Source organism: Pseudomonas sp. FSL R10-2964 (assembly GCF_009600035.1).
Classification (GTDB): Bacteria; Pseudomonadota; Gammaproteobacteria; order Pseudomonadales; family Pseudomonadaceae; genus Aquipseudomonas; species Aquipseudomonas bubulae.
Genome location: NZ_WIWH01000003.1, coordinates 125,390 through 145,976 on the forward strand (window position 1 = coordinate 125,390; position 20,587 = coordinate 145,976).

At 57.9% G+C, this 20,587-nt stretch carries 16 protein-coding genes; 9 read left to right on the forward strand and 7 right to left on the reverse strand.

Going from position 1 to position 20,587, the window contains the following annotated elements:
• Positions 1-250: 250 nt before the first annotated feature.
• Entirely contained in the window at positions 251-2,182 is a 1,932-nt protein-coding gene (locus tag GHN92_RS02925; RefSeq protein ID WP_178102592.1) for a M60 family metallopeptidase, read from the reverse strand.
• Positions 2,183-2,432: 250 nt separating this feature from the next.
• Here GHN92_RS02925 and GHN92_RS02930 point away from each other — a divergent pair, with 250 nt between their 5' ends.
• Positions 2,433-3,356, forward strand: a complete 924-nt coding sequence (locus tag GHN92_RS02930) for a 1-aminocyclopropane-1-carboxylate deaminase/D-cysteine desulfhydrase (protein ID WP_095000389.1) — start codon at positions 2,433-2,435, stop codon at positions 3,354-3,356.
• Here the strand turns inward: GHN92_RS02930 and GHN92_RS02935 are convergent.
• Both GHN92_RS02935 and GHN92_RS02940 read right to left on the reverse strand, forming a co-directional pair.
• Positions 3,353-3,901, reverse strand: a complete 549-nt coding sequence (locus GHN92_RS02935) for a cytochrome b (RefSeq protein ID WP_095000388.1) — start codon at positions 3,899-3,901, stop codon at positions 3,353-3,355. The two genes, GHN92_RS02930 and GHN92_RS02935, sit on opposite strands and share 4 nt — an antisense overlap.
• A 94-nt stretch (positions 3,902-3,995) precedes the next feature.
• On the reverse strand, positions 3,996-4,952 hold the full coding sequence (locus GHN92_RS02940) for a DUF1853 family protein (protein ID WP_153326183.1): 957 nt from the start codon (positions 4,950-4,952) through the stop codon (positions 3,996-3,998).
• Positions 4,953-5,053: 101 nt separating this feature from the next.
• Here GHN92_RS02940 and GHN92_RS02945 point away from each other — a divergent pair, with 101 nt between their 5' ends.
• The 6 genes from GHN92_RS02945 to pepN all read left to right on the forward strand — a co-directional run bounded on the left by GHN92_RS02945 (position 5,054) and on the right by pepN (position 11,686).
• On the forward strand, positions 5,054-5,944 hold the full coding sequence (locus GHN92_RS02945) for an NAD(+) kinase (protein WP_095000386.1): 891 nt from the start codon (positions 5,054-5,056) through the stop codon (positions 5,942-5,944).
• Positions 5,944-6,915 (forward strand): metallophosphoesterase, encoded by a 972-nt coding sequence (locus GHN92_RS02950; RefSeq protein WP_095000385.1) that lies wholly within the window; start codon positions 5,944-5,946, stop codon positions 6,913-6,915. The genes GHN92_RS02945 and GHN92_RS02950 overlap by 1 nt, the downstream gene beginning before the upstream one ends.
• Positions 6,912-7,784, forward strand: a complete 873-nt coding sequence (locus GHN92_RS02955) for a rhomboid family intramembrane serine protease (protein WP_095018023.1) — start codon at positions 6,912-6,914, stop codon at positions 7,782-7,784. The genes GHN92_RS02950 and GHN92_RS02955 overlap by 4 nt, the downstream gene beginning before the upstream one ends.
• A 144-nt stretch (positions 7,785-7,928) precedes the next feature.
• Positions 7,929-8,189: a YeaC family protein gene (locus tag GHN92_RS02960; protein WP_016780738.1), complete on the forward strand. Its 261-nt coding sequence runs from the start codon at positions 7,929-7,931 to the stop codon at positions 8,187-8,189.
• Entirely contained in the window at positions 8,186-9,016 is an 831-nt protein-coding gene (locus GHN92_RS02965; RefSeq protein ID WP_095000383.1) for a DUF2797 domain-containing protein, read from the forward strand. The genes GHN92_RS02960 and GHN92_RS02965 overlap by 4 nt, the downstream gene beginning before the upstream one ends.
• Before the next feature lie 12 nt (positions 9,017-9,028).
• The gene (gene pepN, locus GHN92_RS02970; protein WP_095018021.1) at positions 9,029-11,686 is read left to right on the forward strand and encodes an aminopeptidase N; all 2,658 of its coding nucleotides are present in this window, start codon (positions 9,029-9,031) and stop codon (positions 11,684-11,686) included.
• 49 nt (positions 11,687-11,735) lie between these two features.
• On the opposite strand, the gene GHN92_RS02975 is transcribed toward pepN, so the two are convergent.
• The gene (locus tag GHN92_RS02975; RefSeq protein WP_095018020.1) at positions 11,736-12,971 is read right to left on the reverse strand and encodes an alkaline phosphatase family protein; all 1,236 of its coding nucleotides are present in this window, start codon (positions 12,969-12,971) and stop codon (positions 11,736-11,738) included.
• Between the two features lie 157 nt (positions 12,972-13,128).
• Positions 13,129-15,243 carry a TonB-dependent siderophore receptor gene (locus GHN92_RS02980; RefSeq protein ID WP_153379344.1) on the reverse strand — a complete coding sequence of 705 codons (2,115 nt, stop codon included), beginning with the start codon at positions 15,241-15,243 and terminating at the stop codon, positions 13,129-13,131.
• A 290-nt stretch (positions 15,244-15,533) separates the two neighbouring features.
• Between GHN92_RS02980 and GHN92_RS02985 the strand changes: the two genes are divergently transcribed.
• Complete coding sequence (locus tag GHN92_RS02985) at positions 15,534-16,718, forward strand: sugar transporter (protein WP_095000379.1); 1,185 nt, start codon at positions 15,534-15,536, stop codon at positions 16,716-16,718.
• Between the two features lie 235 nt (positions 16,719-16,953).
• Here GHN92_RS02985 and mhpT read toward each other — a convergent pair whose 3' ends face one another.
• Positions 16,954-18,168, reverse strand: a complete 1,215-nt coding sequence (mhpT, locus tag GHN92_RS02990; RefSeq protein ID WP_095000378.1) for a 3-(3-hydroxy-phenyl)propionate transporter MhpT — start codon at positions 18,166-18,168, stop codon at positions 16,954-16,956.
• 297 nt (positions 18,169-18,465) lie between these two features.
• Between mhpT and GHN92_RS02995 the strand changes: the two genes are divergently transcribed.
• On the forward strand, positions 18,466-19,749 hold the full coding sequence (locus tag GHN92_RS02995) for an OprD family porin (protein ID WP_153326187.1): 1,284 nt from the start codon (positions 18,466-18,468) through the stop codon (positions 19,747-19,749).
• 245 nt (positions 19,750-19,994) lie between these two features.
• Here the strand turns inward: GHN92_RS02995 and GHN92_RS03000 are convergent, their stop codons facing one another.
• Entirely contained in the window at positions 19,995-20,483 is a 489-nt protein-coding gene (locus GHN92_RS03000) for a MarR family winged helix-turn-helix transcriptional regulator (protein WP_095000376.1), read from the reverse strand.
• Positions 20,484-20,587 lie beyond the last annotated feature (104 nt).

Sequence of the window (20,587 nt, forward strand, 5' to 3'; positions counted from 1 at the left end):
ACAGATAGCAGCAGCCAGCAGGTCGTTAGCTGGCTACGAAATTCGGCGCACACCTTACCAAGAAGCCTGTGCTTGAGTCAGTTTATTGGCCGAAATGTGGATGAAAGCCGACGGGCAGTGGGCCTGCTGAGTGGCTTTGGACTCCGACCAAGAAAGCGTGTAGTCCTCTCCTCCCTTCGAGCGAAAAGGACTACAGCCAAGCCACGCTTAAGCTGGCGGGGATACACGTGCCCGCAGACTGTTAATACATTTATTGAAATGTATCAGCCACTGTAAACGGGATATCCAGTTGGGCACCCCAGGCAGGTAACTTCCAATCCCTTGCAGCGAGTTGAATACGGCCTCTTAGGTTGCCTTTAAGCCTAGGATTGTCTTGAGGGTGGTATTCGATGTTCCAATAGCTGTAACCCGGTTGAGCACAGCCAGTCGCGGAGTTTAAAGAGCGTTTTGCACAGCCCCCGTTGCTGCGTGTGCCCCGGAAAGTGAGGTAACTGATTTTATTTGATTGATCCCAGGCAGGCACGATCAGTTTCGTGTAGTTGGAGTCTGCCCATGTCAAGTCCACAGGGCCTTCATTGATGTTGTATGCGACGTATGCAATATTTTTTGCACTACCATCCTGCATCTGGCCATGTGTTGAACTTGCACTGTTTGCCGCGATAGCCCAGTTATTGCGGGTGTCAGCTCCTACAGGTTGTAAAGGTTGTGCCAGTTCCATGTTTGCGATGGTCTTGCTGGCTTCGGCTGAGTAAGCCACCCCCCATTTGTCGAAAAAGCTTCTTAGGTCACGGCCGGAAAAACGACTGGCATTGACAACGAACCAATCTTTTTTCTTGGCGTTGGTATTGAAAGCAGTCGCGTTGTCTGCATAGTTGAACTCTTTACGAAAAGCTTTTCCAAGTTGGGGGTAAAGGTTCTCATAGGAGGCCGCCAATTGGTTGAACATGACCGAGCGATTAAAGTCTCCTCCTTCAATTGCGCCGTCAAAGTTATAAGCCTTGCCTGATTTTAAATAGTTGCCCACGGATTCCCGATCCCAGGTTTTGTCCGAGTAGGCAGCGCCCGGATGACAGTCCTTCAATTGATACGACCCTTGAAGGCGACGGCAAGCGGCGACTGAGTAAAGGTTGACCGTAACTTCCGAGAGCCCCCCCCACGTCCATCCGACCTGATTCATGTGGCCGTATTCATGCCAGTAACCCCATGAGGTGGGAACGGCAGCTCCGCCAAAGTTGATCTTGATGAGTCCCTGGCCACCTGATGCACTGCAACATGCAGCATAAGAAGCATTGATCAAGCCTGGCGTGGGCAAGTCGAGCGGGGCCGCTATCGACTGACTGTCAAATCCATTGAGCCGGTCGTTTACCAGTGTCATGAGCAGGTGCTCGCGCATTAACCGCATAATGTCAATGTTCTTGTTGCGGTTAGCGACTTTAGCTGGCATGTAGAAGCGGGTCCGCCCGTCGAATAACAGCACCTCTCCTGATGGATTGGGCTGTTGGCTGAGGGTTGTTTTCCATTCTTCTTTTGTTGTTATGCCAAAAATAAACATCGGTACATGTTGTGCATTGCCCTTGTTGACGTGTAGGGGAATCATTTTTCCGGCGTTCTGCATGTCGCGTGTCGGGTCTTGGCACGAAAGCAGCAGAGTCCCATTTCTGGAGGCTGTGTAAGTGACCGTGTACTCGGTCGGGGCAGCAGGGAGCCTGAGCTCATCATGTAAACTTGAAGGCACATTGAAGTCTGGGATGGTCCAGGCACTGCAAGATATATTGCTGTCGGATGGGGCTCTTGTGATTTCTACAGACTGTGAGGTGCTCAAAAATACAGGGGTAGTAAAAAAACCATGCCTGCCATGCATGCTTGTCCTGTTTCGTCCATTAGTATGACCTTCGGTTACAGGTACTTTGTAATTTCCTGAGGTGTCGCCAGTATATTGCTCTAGTGTTTTGCGGATCCAGTAGAGGGGTGTCAGAGGATCATTGCTGTCTGTGAGGGCCTTGTCGGGATCGCTGTTCAATAATTGTGGTGAAAGGTTGAATTCTGCCAGGGCTTCGACGAATCCGGGCTTTGACTCGTGACTTCTCCACCACAGTGTTTGCTCCTGCGCTAGAGCAGGGGTGAATGCACTCAAGGAACATAGGCTGCCAAGTAACATTGCGCTAATACAGTTGATGTTCATATCTTTCGGTCTTTTCATAGTTGTTTGTAGGGAAAGATACCGGCGTAGTCTGCCAGCTCCCTCAGATTGCATGAGCTTGGTCTTGGGAAATAGAGTTTTTTTCTTGTGATTTAGTAGGCATTTTAATGTTGTAGTCGTAAGTTGTAGGTAAAGTTAGCCAGGCTTGATATGTAAGCGGCCTGTATCAAAAAGCATGTTGAATACGGGGCAATGAAGTAAAATCCCTGTTTTTAGAGGAAATCGACCCTTAATGCTGTCTCTGATCGACTGGTACCCTCATGCACCTTTGCAGCCTTTAAACGTAGAGTGGCTGCAGCAGGCCGGGATCGAAGCAGCCGTATTGCGGCTGGACCTTATCGACCCGCTGATCAGCGGCAACAAGTGGTTCAAGCTCACTGACCATTTACGCAGGGCACGGGCAGCAGGGGCTGACGGGCTGATCAGCCTGGGCGGCGCCCATTCCAATCATTTGCATGCCCTGGCAGCTGCCGGCAAGCGTTTTGGCTTTGCCACCGTGGGGCTGTTGCGCGGTCACCCTCAACAAACCCCCACCACGCTCGACCTTGAGCGCTTTGGCATGCAACTGCACTGGCTGGGATTTGCCGGGTATCGGGCGCGGCATGAGCCGGACTTTTGGCAACCGTGGCAGGCCCTGTACCCGAACCTGCATCAGGTGCCCGAGGGTGGCGGCGGGCTGGCGGGGGCCCTGGGTTGCATGCCGTTGGTAAGCAGGGTGCGCGAGCAATTGGCGACTATAGGTTGGCAAGATTACGACGCTTGGTGGCTGGCCGCGGGGACCGGCACCACCCTGGCCGGGCTGGTGCTGGGCGAGGAGGGTAGGCGTCGGGTATATGGCGCGCTGGCGGTTCCCGAGGACCACGGCGTGGCCCCGCAGGTTGAGGCCATTTTGCAGGCTGGCGGGCTGCAGGAGCGAAATTTTGAGCTGGTCGATGCCAGTCGTGGCGGTTTTGCCAAGGTGGACGACGCCTTGCTGGCGTTTATGCGGGCCAATGAAGTGGCCAGTGGCATGCCACTGGAGCCGCTTTACACGGCCAAGGCTTTGATGGCACTGGCCCAGGCGGTTGAAAAGGGGGTTATTACACGGGGAATGCGTGTGGTGTTTGTTCACACCGGCGGCCTGCAAGGCCGCCGGGGGTTTGACCTGGGGCTTTAAGAACGCCCGGGCAACATGCGCAGCAAAGTGTTGTCCTTGATCAAGTAGTGATGCCCCAGACCGGCCACGGCATGCAGGCCGATCAGCCAGTAACCGATGGTACCGCCCAGTTCATGCCAGCTCTTGATCTGCTTGGCGAAGTCCGGGTCCTTGGCGGTCAGGGGCAGGATATCGAAACCATAAAAGTACACCGGCTTGTCGTTGTAGCTCAGCACCAGGTAACCCAGCACCGGCATGGCGATCATGAACAGGTACAACGCCCAGTGCATCAAAGTGGCCAGAGCGGTCTGCCAGGCGGGTGGTGTCGGGGTGATTTTCGGCGCAACGCCCAGGGTTCGGGCCAACAGCCTTAGCCAGACCAGTGCAAACACCGTCAACCCGAGCATGAAGTGCGCATCCTTCATCAGGTTGCGCCCGTCGCTGTCCTTGGGGAAGATCCCGCGAAACTCGATCGAGGCGTAGATCAATATAAACAGCAGCACCATCAGCCAGTGCAGGGCGATGGACATCCGGCTGTAGTGATGGGCGGTGCTTTTCCAGGTCATGGTGGTTCCTCACGGTTCAGGTCTAAAGTCCCCGTTCTTGTTGACGGAGTTCCTTTACTCTAAGTGGCTTGAGCAATCTTGCACTTGAGATGTGTCAGTTTTCAGGGCTTCCCGGCACATTAGGCCAAAGATCGGAAACCAGAAACAGGCGTTCAGCCTCTTCCCAGTCGCCCTCATCGTTTTCAGTCAGGCGAACCAGCAGCTGCGCCGGTGCTTGCGGGTGCAGTTCTGCCAGCCAGATATCCAGCTGTTGTGCCGCCCATATCCCCTCAGGACCATAGCGCGCCGGAGCCAGCCAGGCATGCCGGGGCAGGGGTTGCCAGCAACCGGTGGCGCTCTGGCGGATAAACGCCGGCCAGTCGCGCTGATGCAACCAGCGCCCGCGCAGGTGTTGCGGGTTGGCACCGGTTGGTGGTCGGGCCTGCCCTGGCCACGGATACAGCAGGTAGCCGCCAAGCCACAAATGGGCGCTGAACGCCTGCACATCCAGCCCGGCCAGCACTTCACGGCTTTCCGGGCGGCTGGACATGGGTAGCTGGTGCTGGCAGAAATGCTTGAGCTTGCGGTCCAGGCGGTCATTGCTGCCGGGGCCTAGCCATTGCGCAGGGTCTGCGCCATCACCGTCCTGGGGGCCGAGGTAGAGTTTGATCGCCAGTTCCAGATGATGCACGCCGTCGCGGTCTCGCAGCACTAAATCGAGCTCACCCAGGGTATGCCCGCCCAGGCGGATCGGCAGGTTCGCGGCAATCAGCTCGACGCCCGGGGCATGCTGCACTGCAAACTGCCACAAGCGCTCGTAATAGCGCCCCAGGCGTCGGGTGGTGGCCAGTTCGAGCCAGTGCAGGAGTGGTTGGCAGTTGCGGTCCAGCTCGCGCAGCCAGTGCTCCAGTTGCTCCGGCGCCTGGACCCAGTCGCTGCCTGCCAATGGATGGCGTTGGGGCCAGGGGGTATGGGTCAGCATCGGTGGTGCGAGGATCACCCACGCCAGATCGCGCACCTCGGGGTGGCGCAATTGATGGGGCAGGTTGAGCAAGTCGGGGAAGAGGGTCATTGTGCGAGCATAGCCGTTCACGGGGCTGAAAGGGTTTTGTCTATCGTCGTCTTTCGCCCATAATCGTTATTTTCGCACGCATAGAATCCCGCAGGAGCCCCATGGAGCAATTTCGTAATATCGGCATCATAGGTCGTCTGGGCAGCTCGCAAGTGCTCGATACGGTTCGCCGACTGAAAAAATTCCTGCTCGAGCGGCATATGCACGTGATCCTTGAAGACACGATCGCCGAGGTGTTGCCCGGTCACGGCCTGCAAACTTCGTCACGCAAAATGCTTGGCGAAGTCTGCGACATGGTGATTGTGGTCGGCGGCGATGGCAGTTTGCTGGGCGCCGCCCGCGCGCTGGCCCGGCACAATGTACCGGTGCTGGGTATCAACCGTGGCAGTCTGGGCTTTCTGACCGATATCCGTCCCGATGAACTGGAAGTCAAAGTTGCTGAGGTGCTTGACGGCCACTACCTGGTTGAAAACCGTTTTCTGCTGCAGGCCGAAGTGCGCCGTCACGGCGAAGCCATCGGCCAGGGCGATGCCCTCAATGATGTGGTGCTGCACCCGGGCAAGTCCACGCGTATGATCGAGTTCGAACTGCATATCGATGGCCAGTTCGTCTGCAGCCAGAAGGCCGACGGCCTGATCGTGGCCACGCCCACGGGCTCAACGGCCTATGCCATGTCAGCGGGCGGCCCGATCATGCACCCCAAGCTCGACGCGATCGTGATTGTGCCCATGTACCCGCATACCCTGAGCAGCCGCCCGATCGTGGTCGATGGCAACAGTGAGTTGAAAATAGTGGTGGCCAAGGACATGCAGATCTACCCGCAGGTTTCGTGTGATGGTCAGAACCACTTCACCTGTGCGCCGGGCGACACCATCAACGTCAGCAAAAAAGCGCAAAAACTGCGCCTGATTCATCCTTTGGACCACAACTACTACGAAGTGTGTCGGACCAAGCTTGGCTGGGGTAGCCGACTGGGCGGCAGGGCTGACTGATGCTCGATCCAGCGCGCAGTTACGATCTGATCGGTGACGTGCATGGCTGTGCTCATACCCTTGAGCACCTGCTGGAGCGTCTGGGCTATCGAAAACTCGCCGGTATCTGGCGACACCCGCAACGGATGGCGGTGTTTCTGGGTGACATTATTGATCGCGGCCCGCGCATTCGCGAGTCGCTGCATATTGTCTACGACATGGTACGCAGCGGTCAGGCCCTGTGCCTGATGGGTAACCATGAATTCAACGCGCTGGGCTGGTGCACACCCGCGCCAGCCGGAAGTGGCAAGCAGTTTGTGCGCGAGCACACGCCGCGCCATGCCCGGCTGATCCACGAAACCCTCGAACAGTTCGACAAGTATCCCGCTGAATGGCGCGAGTTTGTGCAGTGGTTTTACGACATGCCGCTGTTTGTCGATGCCGGGCGCTTCCGGGTGGTACATGCCTGCTGGGACAGCGAAGTGATCGCCACCCTGCGTGCGCAATACCCCGACGGCTGCATTGACGAGGCCTTCTTGCAGGCCGCGGCGGTGTCGGACAGCTTTGCCAGCCTGAGCTTCAACCGCCTGTTGCGTGGCACTGACATGCGCCTGCCGGGGGGCATGACCCTGACCGGTGGCGACGGCCTGACGCGGGCATTCTTTCGCACCAAGTTCTGGGAAGACGACCCCAAGACCTACGGCGATATCGTTTTCCAGCCGGACGCGCTGCCTGAACGGGTGGCACAGCAGCCGCTGTCCTCCACTGAAAAAAGTGCCCTGTTACGTTACGGCATTGATGAACCGCTGTTGTTTGTCGGGCACTACTGGCGCAGCGGCCGGCCCGCGCCGATCCGTCCGAACCTGGCGTGCCTGGATTACAGCGCGGTGTTGTACGGCAAACTGGTGGCTTATCGCCTTGACCAGGAAACCCGGCTCGATCCGGACAAATTTGTATGGGTGAATGTAGATCGCCCTGAGGCCATTCAATGAGTGTTGTAGCGGTATTGCGTTTGCCGTTGTCTGTGGACCTGAGCGGTTTTGTTGCTTTGCTGCGGCGCATGCAGGTGCCCCATCGGGTCAGTGAAGAGGCAGGCGAGCAGGTGCTGTGGGCACCTGAGTCCATTGCCGACGACGTGCGCAGCCTGTACCAGCGTTTTCCGCTGGGTGACCCCGATCACGCCTTACCCGTTGTCGAACGGCCGCAGGCCATGGCCCGCCCGGGTTTTGCGCAGCAGCTGCGCGATAGCCCGGCCACAGCCATCGTGTTGCTGCTGTGCGTAATCGTGGCTGCGGTGACGCAACTGGGTGACAATTTGTCGGCCCTGAGGTTTTTCACGTTTCTGGACTTCAGCATTTATGGCCAGTACATCGACTTTGTCCCCTTGTCTGACAGCCTGGCGTCCGGGCAGTGGTGGCGACTGTTTACGCCGATGTTGATTCACTTCGGTTTCCTGCATATCGCCATGAACGGCATGTGGTACTGGGAGCTGGGGCGGCGCATTGAAATGCGCCAGGGCAGCGTCAACCTGATCGGCCTGAGCCTGTTGTTCAGCCTGGTGTCCAACTTCGCCCAGTACCTGGTGGGCGGCCCGAGCCTGTTTGGCGGGTTGTCGGGGGTGTTGTACGGGCTGTTGGGGCATGTCTGGATCTATCAGTTGATGGCGCCAAACCCCCTGTATAACCTGCCGCGCGGTGTGCTGGTGATGATGCTGGTGTGGCTGGCATTGTGCATGTCGGGGCTGGTGTCGATGATCGGCTTTGGCCAGATCGCCAATGCCGCCCATGTGGGCGGACTGGTCATCGGTTGCCTGACCGGCTTGCTGGGCGGGCTTTGGGCGCGGCGCAGGCAGGCTGTATAAAGTTTCGAATTGTCGCGTGGGAGCGGGCTTGCTCGCGATGGGTTCAACCCGTTGATTCAGATGCACCGAGTTGCCTGAATCGCGAGCAAGCCCGCGCCCACAGATAGAAATGCCATCTGATTTTTAAAGAGCGGAAACAGAACCATGTCCTCTTTCAACGAAATGATTCAAAACATCACCCCCGAGATCTACCAGAGCCTGAAACTGGCCGTGGAAATCGGTAAATGGGCGGACGGCAACAAACTCACTGCCGAACAGCGCGAGCTGTCGTTGCAGGCGATGATTGCCTGGGAAGTGCAGAACCTGCCTGAAGACCAGCGCACCGGTTATATGGGCCCGCAGGAATGCAGCTCGAAATCGGCGCCGGTGCCCAATATCCTGTTCAAGTCGGATGCCATCCATTGATTGAGATTGGTCGCGGTGCAATCAGCAAGATGTCGGCAAGCCTGGAAACGCCGACCGTTCAATATGCGTTCCGTTTGGGCGATACCGAGGTGCCGGTCAATCCCTTGATCGGCACTAAACTGCGTCTGGAATACCTGGGGGAGATCAACTGCTCTCACTGCGGGCGTAAAACCAAGAAGAGCTTCAGCCAGGGCTACTGCTACCCGTGCATGACCAAGCTGGCACAATGTGATGTGTGCATCATGAGCCCGGAGCGTTGCCATTATGACGCGGGCACTTGCCGTGATCCGTTGTGGGGCGAGCAGTTCTGCATGACCGATCATGTGGTGTATCTGGCCAACTCCTCCGGGGTCAAGGTGGGCATTACCCGTGCCACCCAGTTGCCGACCCGCTGGCTCGACCAGGGTGCCAGCCAGGCATTGCCGATCGTGCGCGTGGCGACCCGTCAGCAATCGGGGTTTGTCGAAGATCTGTTCCGCTCGCAAGTGGCTGACCGGACCAACTGGCGTGCACTGCTCAAGGGCGACGCAGCGCCGGTAGACCTCGCCGCAGTGCGTGCGCAACTGTTCGAGAGTTGCGCCGAAGGCCTGCACACCCTGCAGGAACGTTTCGGCCTGCAAGCGGTACAGCCTTTGCATAGCGTCGAGCCCATCGAGATTTGCTACCCGGTCGAGCAGTATCCGACCAAGATTGTCAGCTTCAATCTGGATAAAGATCCGATCGTCGAAGGCACGCTGATGGGGATCAAGGGCCAATACCTGATCTTTGACACCGGCGTTATCAATATCCGCAAATACACGGCCTACCAGCTGGCCGTGCATCAGTAAAAGGACTCCAGCATGCGCACCGAACAACCGCAAATGATCTACCTGAAGGACTACCAGGCGCCCGATTACCTGATCGACGAGACGCACCTGACCTTCGAGTTGTTCGAGGATCACACCCTGGTTCATGCGCAGCTGCTGATGCGCCGCAACCCGGCCCGTGGCGCCGGCCTGCCGGCTCTGGCGCTGGATGGCCAGCAGCTGGAGCTGCTGTCGGTCAGCCTCGACGATATCGAATTGACCGCCGAGGATTATCAGCTCAGCGACAGCCACCTGATCCTGCACCCGACCAGCGAACAGTTCGTGGTCGATACCAGCGTGCGCATCCACCCCGAATCCAACACCGCGCTGGAAGGCCTGTACAAGTCCGGCGGGATGTTCTGCACCCAGTGCGAGGCCGAAGGCTTTCGCAAGATTACCTATTACCTCGACCGCCCGGACGTGATGAGCAAGTTCACCACCACCGTTGTGGCCGAGCAGCACAGTTACCCGATTCTGCTGTCCAACGGCAACCCGATCGCCAGCGGCCCCGACGAAGACGGCCGGCACTGGGCAACCTGGGAAGACCCGTTCATGAAACCGGCGTACCTGTTTGCACTGGTGGCCGGTGACCTGTGGTGCGTCGAAGACACGTTCACCACCATGAGCGAGCGCAGCGTGGCGCTGCGCATTTATGTCGAGCCGGAAAACATCGACAAATGCCAGCACGCCATGACCAGCCTGAAAAAATCCATGCGCTGGGACGAAGAGACCTACGGTCGTGAATACGACCTGGACATCTTTATGATCGTGGCCGTCAACGACTTCAATATGGGCGCCATGGAGAACAAGGGTCTCAATATCTTCAACTCCAGCGCCGTACTGGCCCGCGCCGAAACCGCCACCGATGCCGCGCACCAGCGGGTCGAAGCCATCGTCGCCCACGAGTACTTCCACAACTGGTCGGGTAACCGCGTGACCTGTCGCGACTGGTTCCAGCTGTCGCTCAAGGAAGGCTTCACGGTGTTCCGTGATTCCGAGTTCTCGGCCGACATGAATTCGCGCACCGTCAAGCGCATCCAGGACGTGGCCTACCTGCGCACTCACCAGTTCGCCGAAGACGCCGGCCCCATGGCCCATGCCGTGCGCCCGGAGAGCTTTATCGAGATCTCCAACTTCTACACCCTGACCGTTTACGAGAAGGGTTCTGAGGTGGTGCGCATGATCCACACCCTGCTGGGCGCCGAGGGTTTTCGCAAAGGCAGTGACCTGTACTTCGAGCGTCATGATGGCCAGGCGGTGACCTGCGACGACTTTATCAAGGCCATGGAAGATGCCAATGGCGCCGACCTGAGCCAGTTCAAGCGCTGGTACAGCCAGGCAGGTACACCGCGGCTGGCCGTCAGCGAGCACTACGATGCGCAACAACACACCTATAGCCTGACTTTTGCGCAAAGCTGCCCGGCAACTCCGGACAAGATCGAAAAACTGCCGTTCGTCATTCCGGTCGAACTCGGCCTGCTGGACGCCGGGGGGAGTGAAATTGCCCTGCAACTGGCGGGCGAAGCTGCGGCCTCGGGCACCAGCCGCGTGCTGTCAGTGACTGAAGCCGAACAGACCTTCACCTTTGTCGGCATCAACGAAAAACCGCTGCCGTCCCTGTTGCGCGGGTTCTCGGCACCGGTGAAGCTGAGCTTCGATTACAGCCGTGACCAGTTGATGTTCCTGATGCAGCACGACAGCGACGGGTTCAACCGTTGGGATGCTGGTCAGCAACTGGCGGTACAGGTGCTGCAAGAGTTGATTGCACAGCATCAGCGCGGTGAAGCACTGGTCATGGATCAGCGTCTGGTCGAGGCGTTGCGCACGGTGCTGGGTAATGAGCAACTGGATCAGGCAATGGTGGCAGAGATGCTCTCGCTGCCGGGCGAAGCCTATCTGACCGAAATCAGTGATGTGGCCGATGTCGAAGCCATCCACGTTGCCCGCGAGTTCGCTCGCAAGCAACTGGCAGACAGCCTGTTCGACGCCCTGTGGACGCGTTACCAGGCCAACCGCGAAGTGTCCAAAGCCACGCCTTATGTGGCTGAAGCCGAGCACTTTGCCCGTCGCGCACTGCAAAATATCGCGCTGTCCTACCTGATGCTCAGCGGCAAGCCGCAAGTGTTGGCGGCGGCGCTGGAGCAGTTCGAGCACAGCGACAACATGACCGAACGCCTGACGGCGCTGGCCGTGCTGGTCAACTCGCCCTACGAGGCGGAAAAAGCTGCGGCGCTGGCCAGTTTTGCCGAGCAATTCAAGGACAACCCGCTGGTCATGGATCAATGGTTCAGCGTGCAGGCGGGCAGCACCTTGCCCGGCGGTTTGCAGCGCGTGCGCGAGCTGATGCAACATCCGGCGTTCACCATCAAGAACCCGAACAAAGTGCGGGCCCTGGTGGGTGCCTTTGCCGGGCAAAACCTGATCAACTTCCATGCTGCGGACGGTTCGGGCTATCGTTTCCTGGCGGACCTGGTGATCGAACTGAATGGTTTCAACCCGCAGATTGCCTCTCGGCAACTGGCGCCGCTGACCCGCTGGCGCAAGTACGACGCTGCGCGACAGGCGCTGATGAAGGCAGAGCTTGAGCGCATCCGCAGCTCGGGCGAACTGTCCAGCGATGTGTTTGAAGTGGTCAGCAAAAGTCTGGCGTAACGCCTGGACGTAAAAAAGGCGCTGTCCGAGTGATCGGGCAGCGCTTTTTTTATGGTTTTTTGTCGCCCAGAGTGATCAAGCGTGACACAGGCACTTTATCAATCACTGCCGTGTAATTGACTGGCCCTTTGAGTTCCTTGATGTCGTTGTCGATATAACCACGCCGGGAGTAGTCGACAGAGGCGATTTGCTTGCCATTGCGATAAATGTGCACGGGCTTGTCTGCGCTGCCATCGCCATTCCAGGTCAGATTCACCTGTGCCGCATCAGGCGCTAACCGGGCAGAGAATAGCCTTGCACCCAGAGGCCCGGTCAGGGGCAGACCGTCCATGGCATGCCGGGCAGGTACGGGCTCGATGCCAAAATGGGCCAGCAGGGTCGGAGTAATATCCGCCTGGCTGGCAAAGCCGTAGAGGTTGTCGTGGCCCGGATTGTCCGGATTGGTGATGGGGCGGGTAAGTTGCTCGTTGGCGGGTTTGTTGAGTGCGATAAACGTGGTTTTCTCGCTCAGGGTTTGGGCGCCATGATTACGCCCATCGGGCAGGCGCCGGCCATGATCAGTTGTCACCAGGACTAGCCAGTCTTCATCGGGGTTGCTTTGTTTACGGCGCTTGAGTGCGGACAGTAACTGGCCGACCTTGTCGTCGACGCCCTGGATTGCGGTCTGATAGCGGGTTGAAAAACCGTATCGATGGCCGACATTATCAGGCTCGTCGAAGTGCGCGAAAACCAGGTCCGAGCGACCATATTCAAGCTCATAGCTGGCCTTGTCGGCGACGCATTGATCGACGTCGGAGCATTTGATGGCAAGGTCGATAAAGCCTTGGGCAATATCATCGGCGAAGTTGTTGTTGATGGTATTCCAGCTGACAATGCTGCTCGTCTTGCGTTCAGGATCCGCCTGCTTGAGTTGCTTGAACAGGCTGGGCGCTTTGTTGCGCCATGCGTTGTTGTTGGAGGGGACTTTATGTCGGTCTACCCAGGTGCCGGTCAGTATTGTCGTCCAGCCCGGGCCGCTACCGGTAGTTTGCTCTGTCGCAGTGCCGTCAATCCCTCCGATGTAACTTTTGGCGGGGTTCAGGCCGGCAATATGGGGGGCCATATTATTTTGAATGGCTTGCTGAAGTTTTTCGTATTGCATGCCGTCGACACCAATCAACAAGGCCTTGTGGCTTTTGTAGTTTTGGGCGTCGGAGGTATCAGGGGGCGCGGCATGGGACAACATGACGGTGAATGTCAAACCCAGGCCGGTAGCGATAGATAAAGCAAAATGGGTATGGCTCATGGCAGATCTCACTCAGTGAGTTGAACACGAGACGAATATGTAAGGGCTGTATGTCACTGACATTACGTTATTGCCAGCTTTAAATGCAGGATATTTCAGTACCCGGCACGTTCATACGCAGTTCATGTCGGGCCAGGGGAACTGGCCCGGCACTTCATCAGAACTTCCAGCTCACCGATGCCGTGACGTTGCGCGGGGAGCCGTAGTTGCTTTGCCCGTAACGTACGCTTTGCAGGTATTTCTCGTTGGTCAGGTTGTCGAGGTTGAGCTGGGTGCTCCAGTGCGGGTCGATATCATAGCTGGCCATCAGGCCCACCAGCATATAGGCAGCCTGGTTTGCTGCCGGGGTGTCGTCGTTCTCGACCTTGCTCTGCCACTTGAGGCTGCCGCCCACTTTCACCTGCGGTGCCATCGGCAGCTTGTAGGCCATGGAGGTGGTCAGGGCATTGCGCGGTATAAACTTGCGTCCGCGGTTGTTGTCGGCATCGGTGATATAGACGTAGGTATAGCCCCCGCTGATTTGCAGGCCCGGCGCCAGTTCGCCCGAAGCTTCCAGTTCTACACCGCTGCTCTTGTACGACATGCCGTCATACAGGTAACCGCCCAGGGAAGGGTTGAAACCTGAGTAGGTGGCAACGTTATCCTGCTTGGTATGAAATACCGCTGCCGAAACGTCCAGTTTCTTGTCCAGCAGATGCCCCTTGATCCCGGCCTCGTAGCTCTTGCCTTCCAGCGGGTCGAGCACCTGGCCCTGGGTATTGAGGTAGTACTGCGGGTTGAAAATCTTGGTGTAGCTGGCATACAGCGAGTACTGCGGCGTCAGGTCATAGACTACGCCAGCGTACGGGGTGACTTTGCCATGAATGCTCACGTCCCGCCCCGAACCGTAGTTTTCACCGTCGCTGTCGGCACTGAGCATGCGCGCACCGACGATCAGGTGCAGGTCGTCGGTAAGGCTCAACCGTGTACCGGCGTAGAGACTCTTCTGGCGGTCGGTGTAATTGGAGGTCGCGTCGGCATTGGCCATGTTGTAAGTAGGCTTGGGGATGACGCCGTTGAGGGCATCTTCCAGCGACACCGGGGTGTAGTACGAGGAGGTGCCGTACAGCGAGGTTTCCTGGGTACGGGAACGGGCCACGTTGGCGCCGAAGGTCAACTGGTGCTCGCGGCCGCCCAGGCTGAAAGGCCCGCTGAACGAGAGGTCGCCATCCAGCTCGCGGGTCTTGCCTTTGTAGTTGGAGGCCAGCCCGGTATAGCCGGTGCTAGAGGCGCTGTTGGCATAGATGTAGAACATGTCGGTGTCTTCGCGATGCTCCATGGCGGTTACGGTCAGCGTGGACTTCCAGTCATTGGCGAAGTGGTGCTGCCACTCGGCGAAGGCGCGACTGGTGCGTACATCCCAGTACACCCAGGGCTGGGCAATGTTGGCACTGGTGCTGCTGTAGTGCAGGGCGTTGCCGCTGCTGTCGGTCAGCGGCAGGGAGCCCCAGCTGGCACCGTTGGCATTGCTTTTCTGGTCTTCATAACCGACGGTCAGCGTGTCGTCGTCACTCAGGTCGAAGGCGAGCATGCCACTGAAGATGTTCTTTTCCCGGGAATAACGATCCAGATAAGAGTTGCCCACTTCGTTGGCATAGATCACTCGCCCGCGCACATTGCCCGAATCGGTCAGCGGCCCGGAGACGTCGAGATCGACCCGGCGCTTGTCCCAGGAGCCGGCGCTGACGCTGACCTTGGCCTCAGGCTCATAGGTGGGGCGTTTGCGGATAAAGTTAACCGTGGCCGACGGGTTGCCAGTGCCGGTCATCAGGCCGTTGGCGCCGTGCAAGACATCAACCTGCTCGTAGGGTGCGGTGTCGATATCACCCACCAGCACGCCGCCGGTGAGCCCCATGCCCATGCCGTCGTACTGGAAGTTGGTGATGTCGAAACCGCGGGCAGTGAAGTAAGTCCGGTCGGTCTCGACCTTTTGCACGTTGACTCCGGGGGTACTGTCCAGCACATCGCGAATACTGTTGAGCTTGAAGTCGTCAAGTTGCTCGCGCTTGATGCTGGTGATGCCCTGGGGTGTTTGCCCGGCGGTGAGGTTCAATCGCGTCGTAGTGGCGGCGGGTTTGGCTTGATAGCCCGGTGGTGCATCTTCACTGTCGGCGGTGCCGGTGACGCTGGTGGAAGGCAGGTTCAAGGTGTATTCGTCGGCTGATGCCGAATTGAGCATGCCCAGTGCGACAAGTGTAAGGGCGGACGTCGGAAGGCTGAACAGTGAGCGCATGATCTGCGGATACTCCGGGCTGGAACTGCGTAAACGAGAATTAGTTACAAAGTTTTACATTTGTGCAAATGATAATCAATGCTCTTAACTATTCTTTACGCATTGTTGCAAAATCCTTGCTGCGGTCTTTTTATCGGGCACCTCGGCGCCTCGACCAAACGCCGCCTGCCGAGTATCTGCAAAATCTCGCCAACGGCTCTGCGTGAAGGCTATAAACTGTCAGCCTGTGTGGTTCCGGCTTGAAGCGTCGGAGCCGGTTCATCATCGATAGCGAGTAGTGCATTCATTAAATGAGCAACCCCACCTCTACCTCTAAAGCCAACTGGCAGCCTGTAATCGCGCTGGCGCTGGCCGCTTTTGTGTTCAATACCACCGAGTTTGTGCCGGTGGGGCTGCTGAGTGCGATTGGCGCAAGTTTTGACATGGCCACGGCCCGGGTCGGGCTGATGCTCACCATCTATGCCTGGGTGGTGTCACTGGCTTCCTTGCCGATCATGCTGGTGACGCGCAACGTTGAGCGGCGCAAGTTACTGCTGGTGCTGTTCGGGTTGTTTATCGCCAGTCATGTACTGTCGAGTCTGGCGACCAGCTTCGGCATTTTGTTGCTTAGCCGGATCGGCGTGGCGCTGTCCCATGCGCTGTTCTGGTCGATAACAGCCTCTCTGGCGGTGCGTCTGGCGCCTGAGGGCAAGCAGGTGCAAGCGCTGGGGTTGCTGGCCACCGGTACTTCGCTGGCGATGGTGATGGGGGTGCCCCTGGGCCGTTTGCTGGGCGAGGCCATGGGCTGGCGTACCACTTTTCTGGTGATCGCAGCGCTGGCGGTGTTGCTGGTGCTGTGGTTGGCGCGCACTTTGCCGTTGCTGCCAAGCCAGAATTCCGGCTCGCTCAGAAGCTTGCCGGTGCTGTTCAAGCGCCCTGCGCTGGTGGCGGTGTATCTGTTGACGGCGGTGGTGATCACGGCGCAATTTACCGCGTACAGCTATATCGAACCCTTTGTGCAGAACGTGGCGGGTATGAGCGGCGCTACCGTGACCCTGATCCTGCTGCTCTTCGGCGGTGCGGGGATTTTCGGTTCGCTGTGTTTTAGCTGGTTCCACAAATACAGCCCGCTGGGCTTCCTGCTGACCGCTGTGGGCCTGATCGCGCTGAGCCTGCTGTTGCTGTTGCCGGCCAGCAACTGGATTGAATCCCTGGGGGTGTTGAGCATCATTTGGGGGATGGCGATCATGGGCTTTGGCCTGGCGATGCAGTCCAAAGTACTGACCCTGGCGCCGGACGCGACGGATGTGGCGATGGCGATGTTTTCCGGTATCTACAATATCGGCATTGGCGGCGGGGCATTGCTGGGCAGTTCGGTGGGCAGCCATTTCGGTTTTGCCTGGATCGGGCTGGCAGGTGGTTCGCTGGCGGGGCTGGCGTTGGTGTTCTACGCCTGGACCATGTACCGGCTAAACCGCAGCGCCGCACAGGCCTGACATACCGGGGCTTTGGCGCAAGGCCAGAGCCCCGGCAGGTTTACACGATGATCAGCACCCTCCCGATCGCAGCCTCGTTCCACTCGTCAACGACTACAACATGGAGTTGGTGGCGAGGCAGAAGAGACAACCCCTGATCTCAGGATTCAAACCTTTGAATCCTGAGATCGGCAGAACCTGAACAAACACGCTGTCGAGATGCTCCAGGCCATAGAGTGCAGCCTGGAGGTACTTGTCAGCGGCCACAAAGTCCCGGTTTCAGGCTTGCACTTTGATTGGCACGGGTAATCACCGTGATGACCGCCAATGCCGCAATGACCAGTCCCGGTGAAGTCGCCAGCAGCACCCCGGTCGTTCCGGCCCCGGCGGCGAGGATCTGACCTGCTGCCAAGGGACCTGCAACCGAACCCAGGCGCCCGATAGCGACTGCAGCGCCGACGCCGGTTGCCCGTACGGCTGTCGGATACAGCGGCGGAGCCATTGCATAGAGCACCAACTGCGCCGCCATTACAAACAGGCCCACAGCAAAGCCTGCAGTGGCCACGGGCACAATCCCTACCGAAAAGCCGATCCCGGCCAGTGATGCGAGTAGCCCGGCATAGACGCCCAGAACCACCTTGATCGGGTTGCAGCGGTCCAGCAGCAGGCCGCCGAGCAAGGAGCCCAAAGCACCGCCTATGTTGAACAGCATTTGCACCATGCCCGCTTGCGGCTTGGTGAAACCCTGGGCGAGCAGCAGTGTGGGCAGCCAGTTCAGCAACATGTACATCACGGTCAGGGTAAAGAAGTAACTGAGCCACAACGCCAGGGTCGAACGGCCACGACCTTCACCAAACAGTGCCTGGCCCGTAGACACGCGCAAAGCCTGGCTGGCGTCCTGGCGGAAAACCCGGGACTCGGGCAGCAGGATGATCATCAGCGGCACGACAAGCAACGGGGCTAGCCCGCCGATGATAAAGGTGGTTTGCCAGTGGTCATGGGAGAACATCGCCACTACCGCTGCCATTGCGCCACCCAGTGGCACGCCGCAATACATGATGCTGATCGCTGTGCCACGACGGCGTTCGTCTACCGCTTCAGCACATAGGGCGATCAGGTTGGGCAGGGCAGCTCCCAGACCAAGGCCCGTCATGAATCGCACCAGCAGCAAGTGGTAGTAGCTGTCTACATAGGCGGTCAGCAGGGAGAAGACGCCAAACAGGATGACCGCGCCGATGAGGATCTTTTTACGGCCGACTCGATCGGCAATCCAGCCGCCGAAGAATGCACCGGGCAGCAGGCCGATGATCCCGACACTGAACACCCAGCCCATCATTTTCGGGTCCAGGTCAAAGGTTTGACGCAGGCCGGCGGCGGCAGTGCCCGCGGCTTGCAGGTCAAACCCTTCGATAAGCGCAACGATAAAGCACAAAGCGATTGTCAGCGTCGAACGATGCTGTGGAGTGTTCATGGACGAACCTCGTTATTGTTTTTGTAGGGGGGCTTTCAGCGAGCCAAATAAAGATTAACAAAGATAACTAAAAAAAGAAGCTGCGAAGGTATTTGCTAAAAAATCAGCTTAAACGTGTTTAAAACAGGCTTTTAGCCAGTGCGTGCCTGTAATTATCAAAAATAGATAAGAAACATAATGTTCGATTATCGATCATTTAAGATTGACGTTGCTTTGACTTGTTTCCATTCTCTGGCCCAGGAAACGCCATGAGAGCGTTCTGGTTCTGTCAAAAACAACAATAAATGGACATTCAATATGCATACGCTCAACCAAGGCGCCCTGCGCTTGTTCCCGCTTTCGTGCATTGCCCTGTGCCTGCTCAGTACCCCTGTTTGGGCCCAGGGATTTATCGAAGACAGTCACGCCACCCTGACCTTGCGCAACTACTACATGGACCGTGATTACAAGGACGATGGCGTCAAGACCGCAGCGCGGGAATGGGCCCAGGGCTTCATTGCCAACATGGAGTCGGGCTTTACCGAGGGCACGGTCGGTTTCGGGCTGGATGTGCGTGGTCTGCTGGGGGTCAAGCTGGACTCTTCGCCTGACCGCAGCGGCACCGAACTGCTGCCGGTCAATAGTGACAAACAGGCTGCGGATGAGTACTCGCGACTGGCCTTCACCGGCAAGCTGCGTTTTAGCCAGACCACGCTCAAGACCGGTGATGTGTCGATTTTTCTGCCGTTTGCCTTTGCCAGCCCGTCGCGGCTTTTGCCCCAGACCTTTCGCGGGACCACCGTCAGCTCCAAAGAAATTGACGGTCTGACCTTCAACACCGGATATATCGACGCGATCAATAAACGTGACTCCACCAACTACCAGGCCATGACTATCGCGTCGCCCAATGGCCGATTCAAGGGCTCGGCTGAAACCTCGCACCTGGCTTACGGCGGTGGTGATTATCAGGTCAACAAGAACCTGAGCGTGCGCGCCTACCATGTCGAGGTGGCGGATTTGTACAAGCAAAGCACCCTGGCATTGCTGCACGATCTGCCCCTGGGTGATGGCGTGCTGACCACCGACCTGCGCAGTTTTTTCAGTGATGAGGCGGGCAGTGCCAAAGCAGGCAAGGTCGACAACATCAACGCATCGGCGCTGTTGGGGTATCGGCTGGGAGGGCATCGTTTAAGTGTGGGCTACATGCATTCCAGCGGTGATACGGCGACGCCTTACATCTCGGGTACAGAGTTGATGGGCATGAGCGAAATGACCATGAGTTCGGATTTTCTCAATGCCAAGGAGCGCACCTGGCAGGCCATTTACGACTACGACTTCACGGCGGTGGGGGTAGTGGGATTGAAAGGGCGGTTGCGTTATGTGCGCGGTGACAATATCGAACTGGTGTCCTTGAATGCGGATGATCGCAAGGAGCGCGAGTTTCAGATGGAGCTGGGGTACGTGATACAGAGCGGGCCGCTGAAAAACCTGGGCCTTTTGGCGAGGAAGTCTATTTACCGCAATGACTTCCCGGCAGGTGCGGCCTTTCGCGACGAAAACCAGACCCGCTTCCTGGCCATCTATACCTTGCCGATCTGGTAGGGCCAATTGTCTATTTGCTGGAGAGCCGTGCGAGGCCCTGCGCGTGTTGCGGTTTTGCGACCGCTTCACGCTCGAACGTAGCCTCGTTCTACTCGTCAACTGCTACGCAGTGGCATGAGTTGTGAAAATCGTAGCAGCTGCCGAGCCGTGCGAGGCTGCGTTCGGCTGCGCAGCAGTCGTGAAATCAGCTTTCACTATTGATCAGGCACTGCGCATGTTGCGGATTTGGTAGCTACAGCGCTGGGCTATTCCTGATACACCTTTTTCAGCAGGCGCAGCAGTTCTTCACGCTCGGCGCTATCCAGCGCCGAGGTCGCGTCGATGTCGCTTTGCGCAGCAATAGCCTTAAGCTCTTTGAGCAGGGCTTCGCCGGTCTTGCTCAGGAATATGCCGTAGGAGCGTTTGTCGGGTTTGCAACGAACCCGTACCGCCAACGCCCGACTCTCCAGCTTGTTCAACAATGGCACCACTTGCGGGGGCTCAATCGCCAGCGCCCGGGCCAGGTCCGCCTGCATCAGCCCGGGATGCTGGTCAATGATCGCCATTGCCGAAAACTGCGCCGGACGCAGGTCGTGGGTCGACAGCCGGCTGATCAGGTTCTGGAAAAGCTTGAGCTGGGCGCGGCGCATGGCATAGCCGATCAGTTCGTCCAGCGCGGTGTCCAGAGGAGCCTGTACGTCCGGGCTTTCAGGCATGGCCTCTTGGGCGACGACAGGGGTGGCTGGCTTGGCCATAAATAGAGGGGTCCTTGCTCGAATGAAGTTAATAAACGTATCTAGTTTGCCGCGGTTGCTGGTTGATAGCCATCGCTGCGTTATTTTACGAGCGTTTGCCGCAA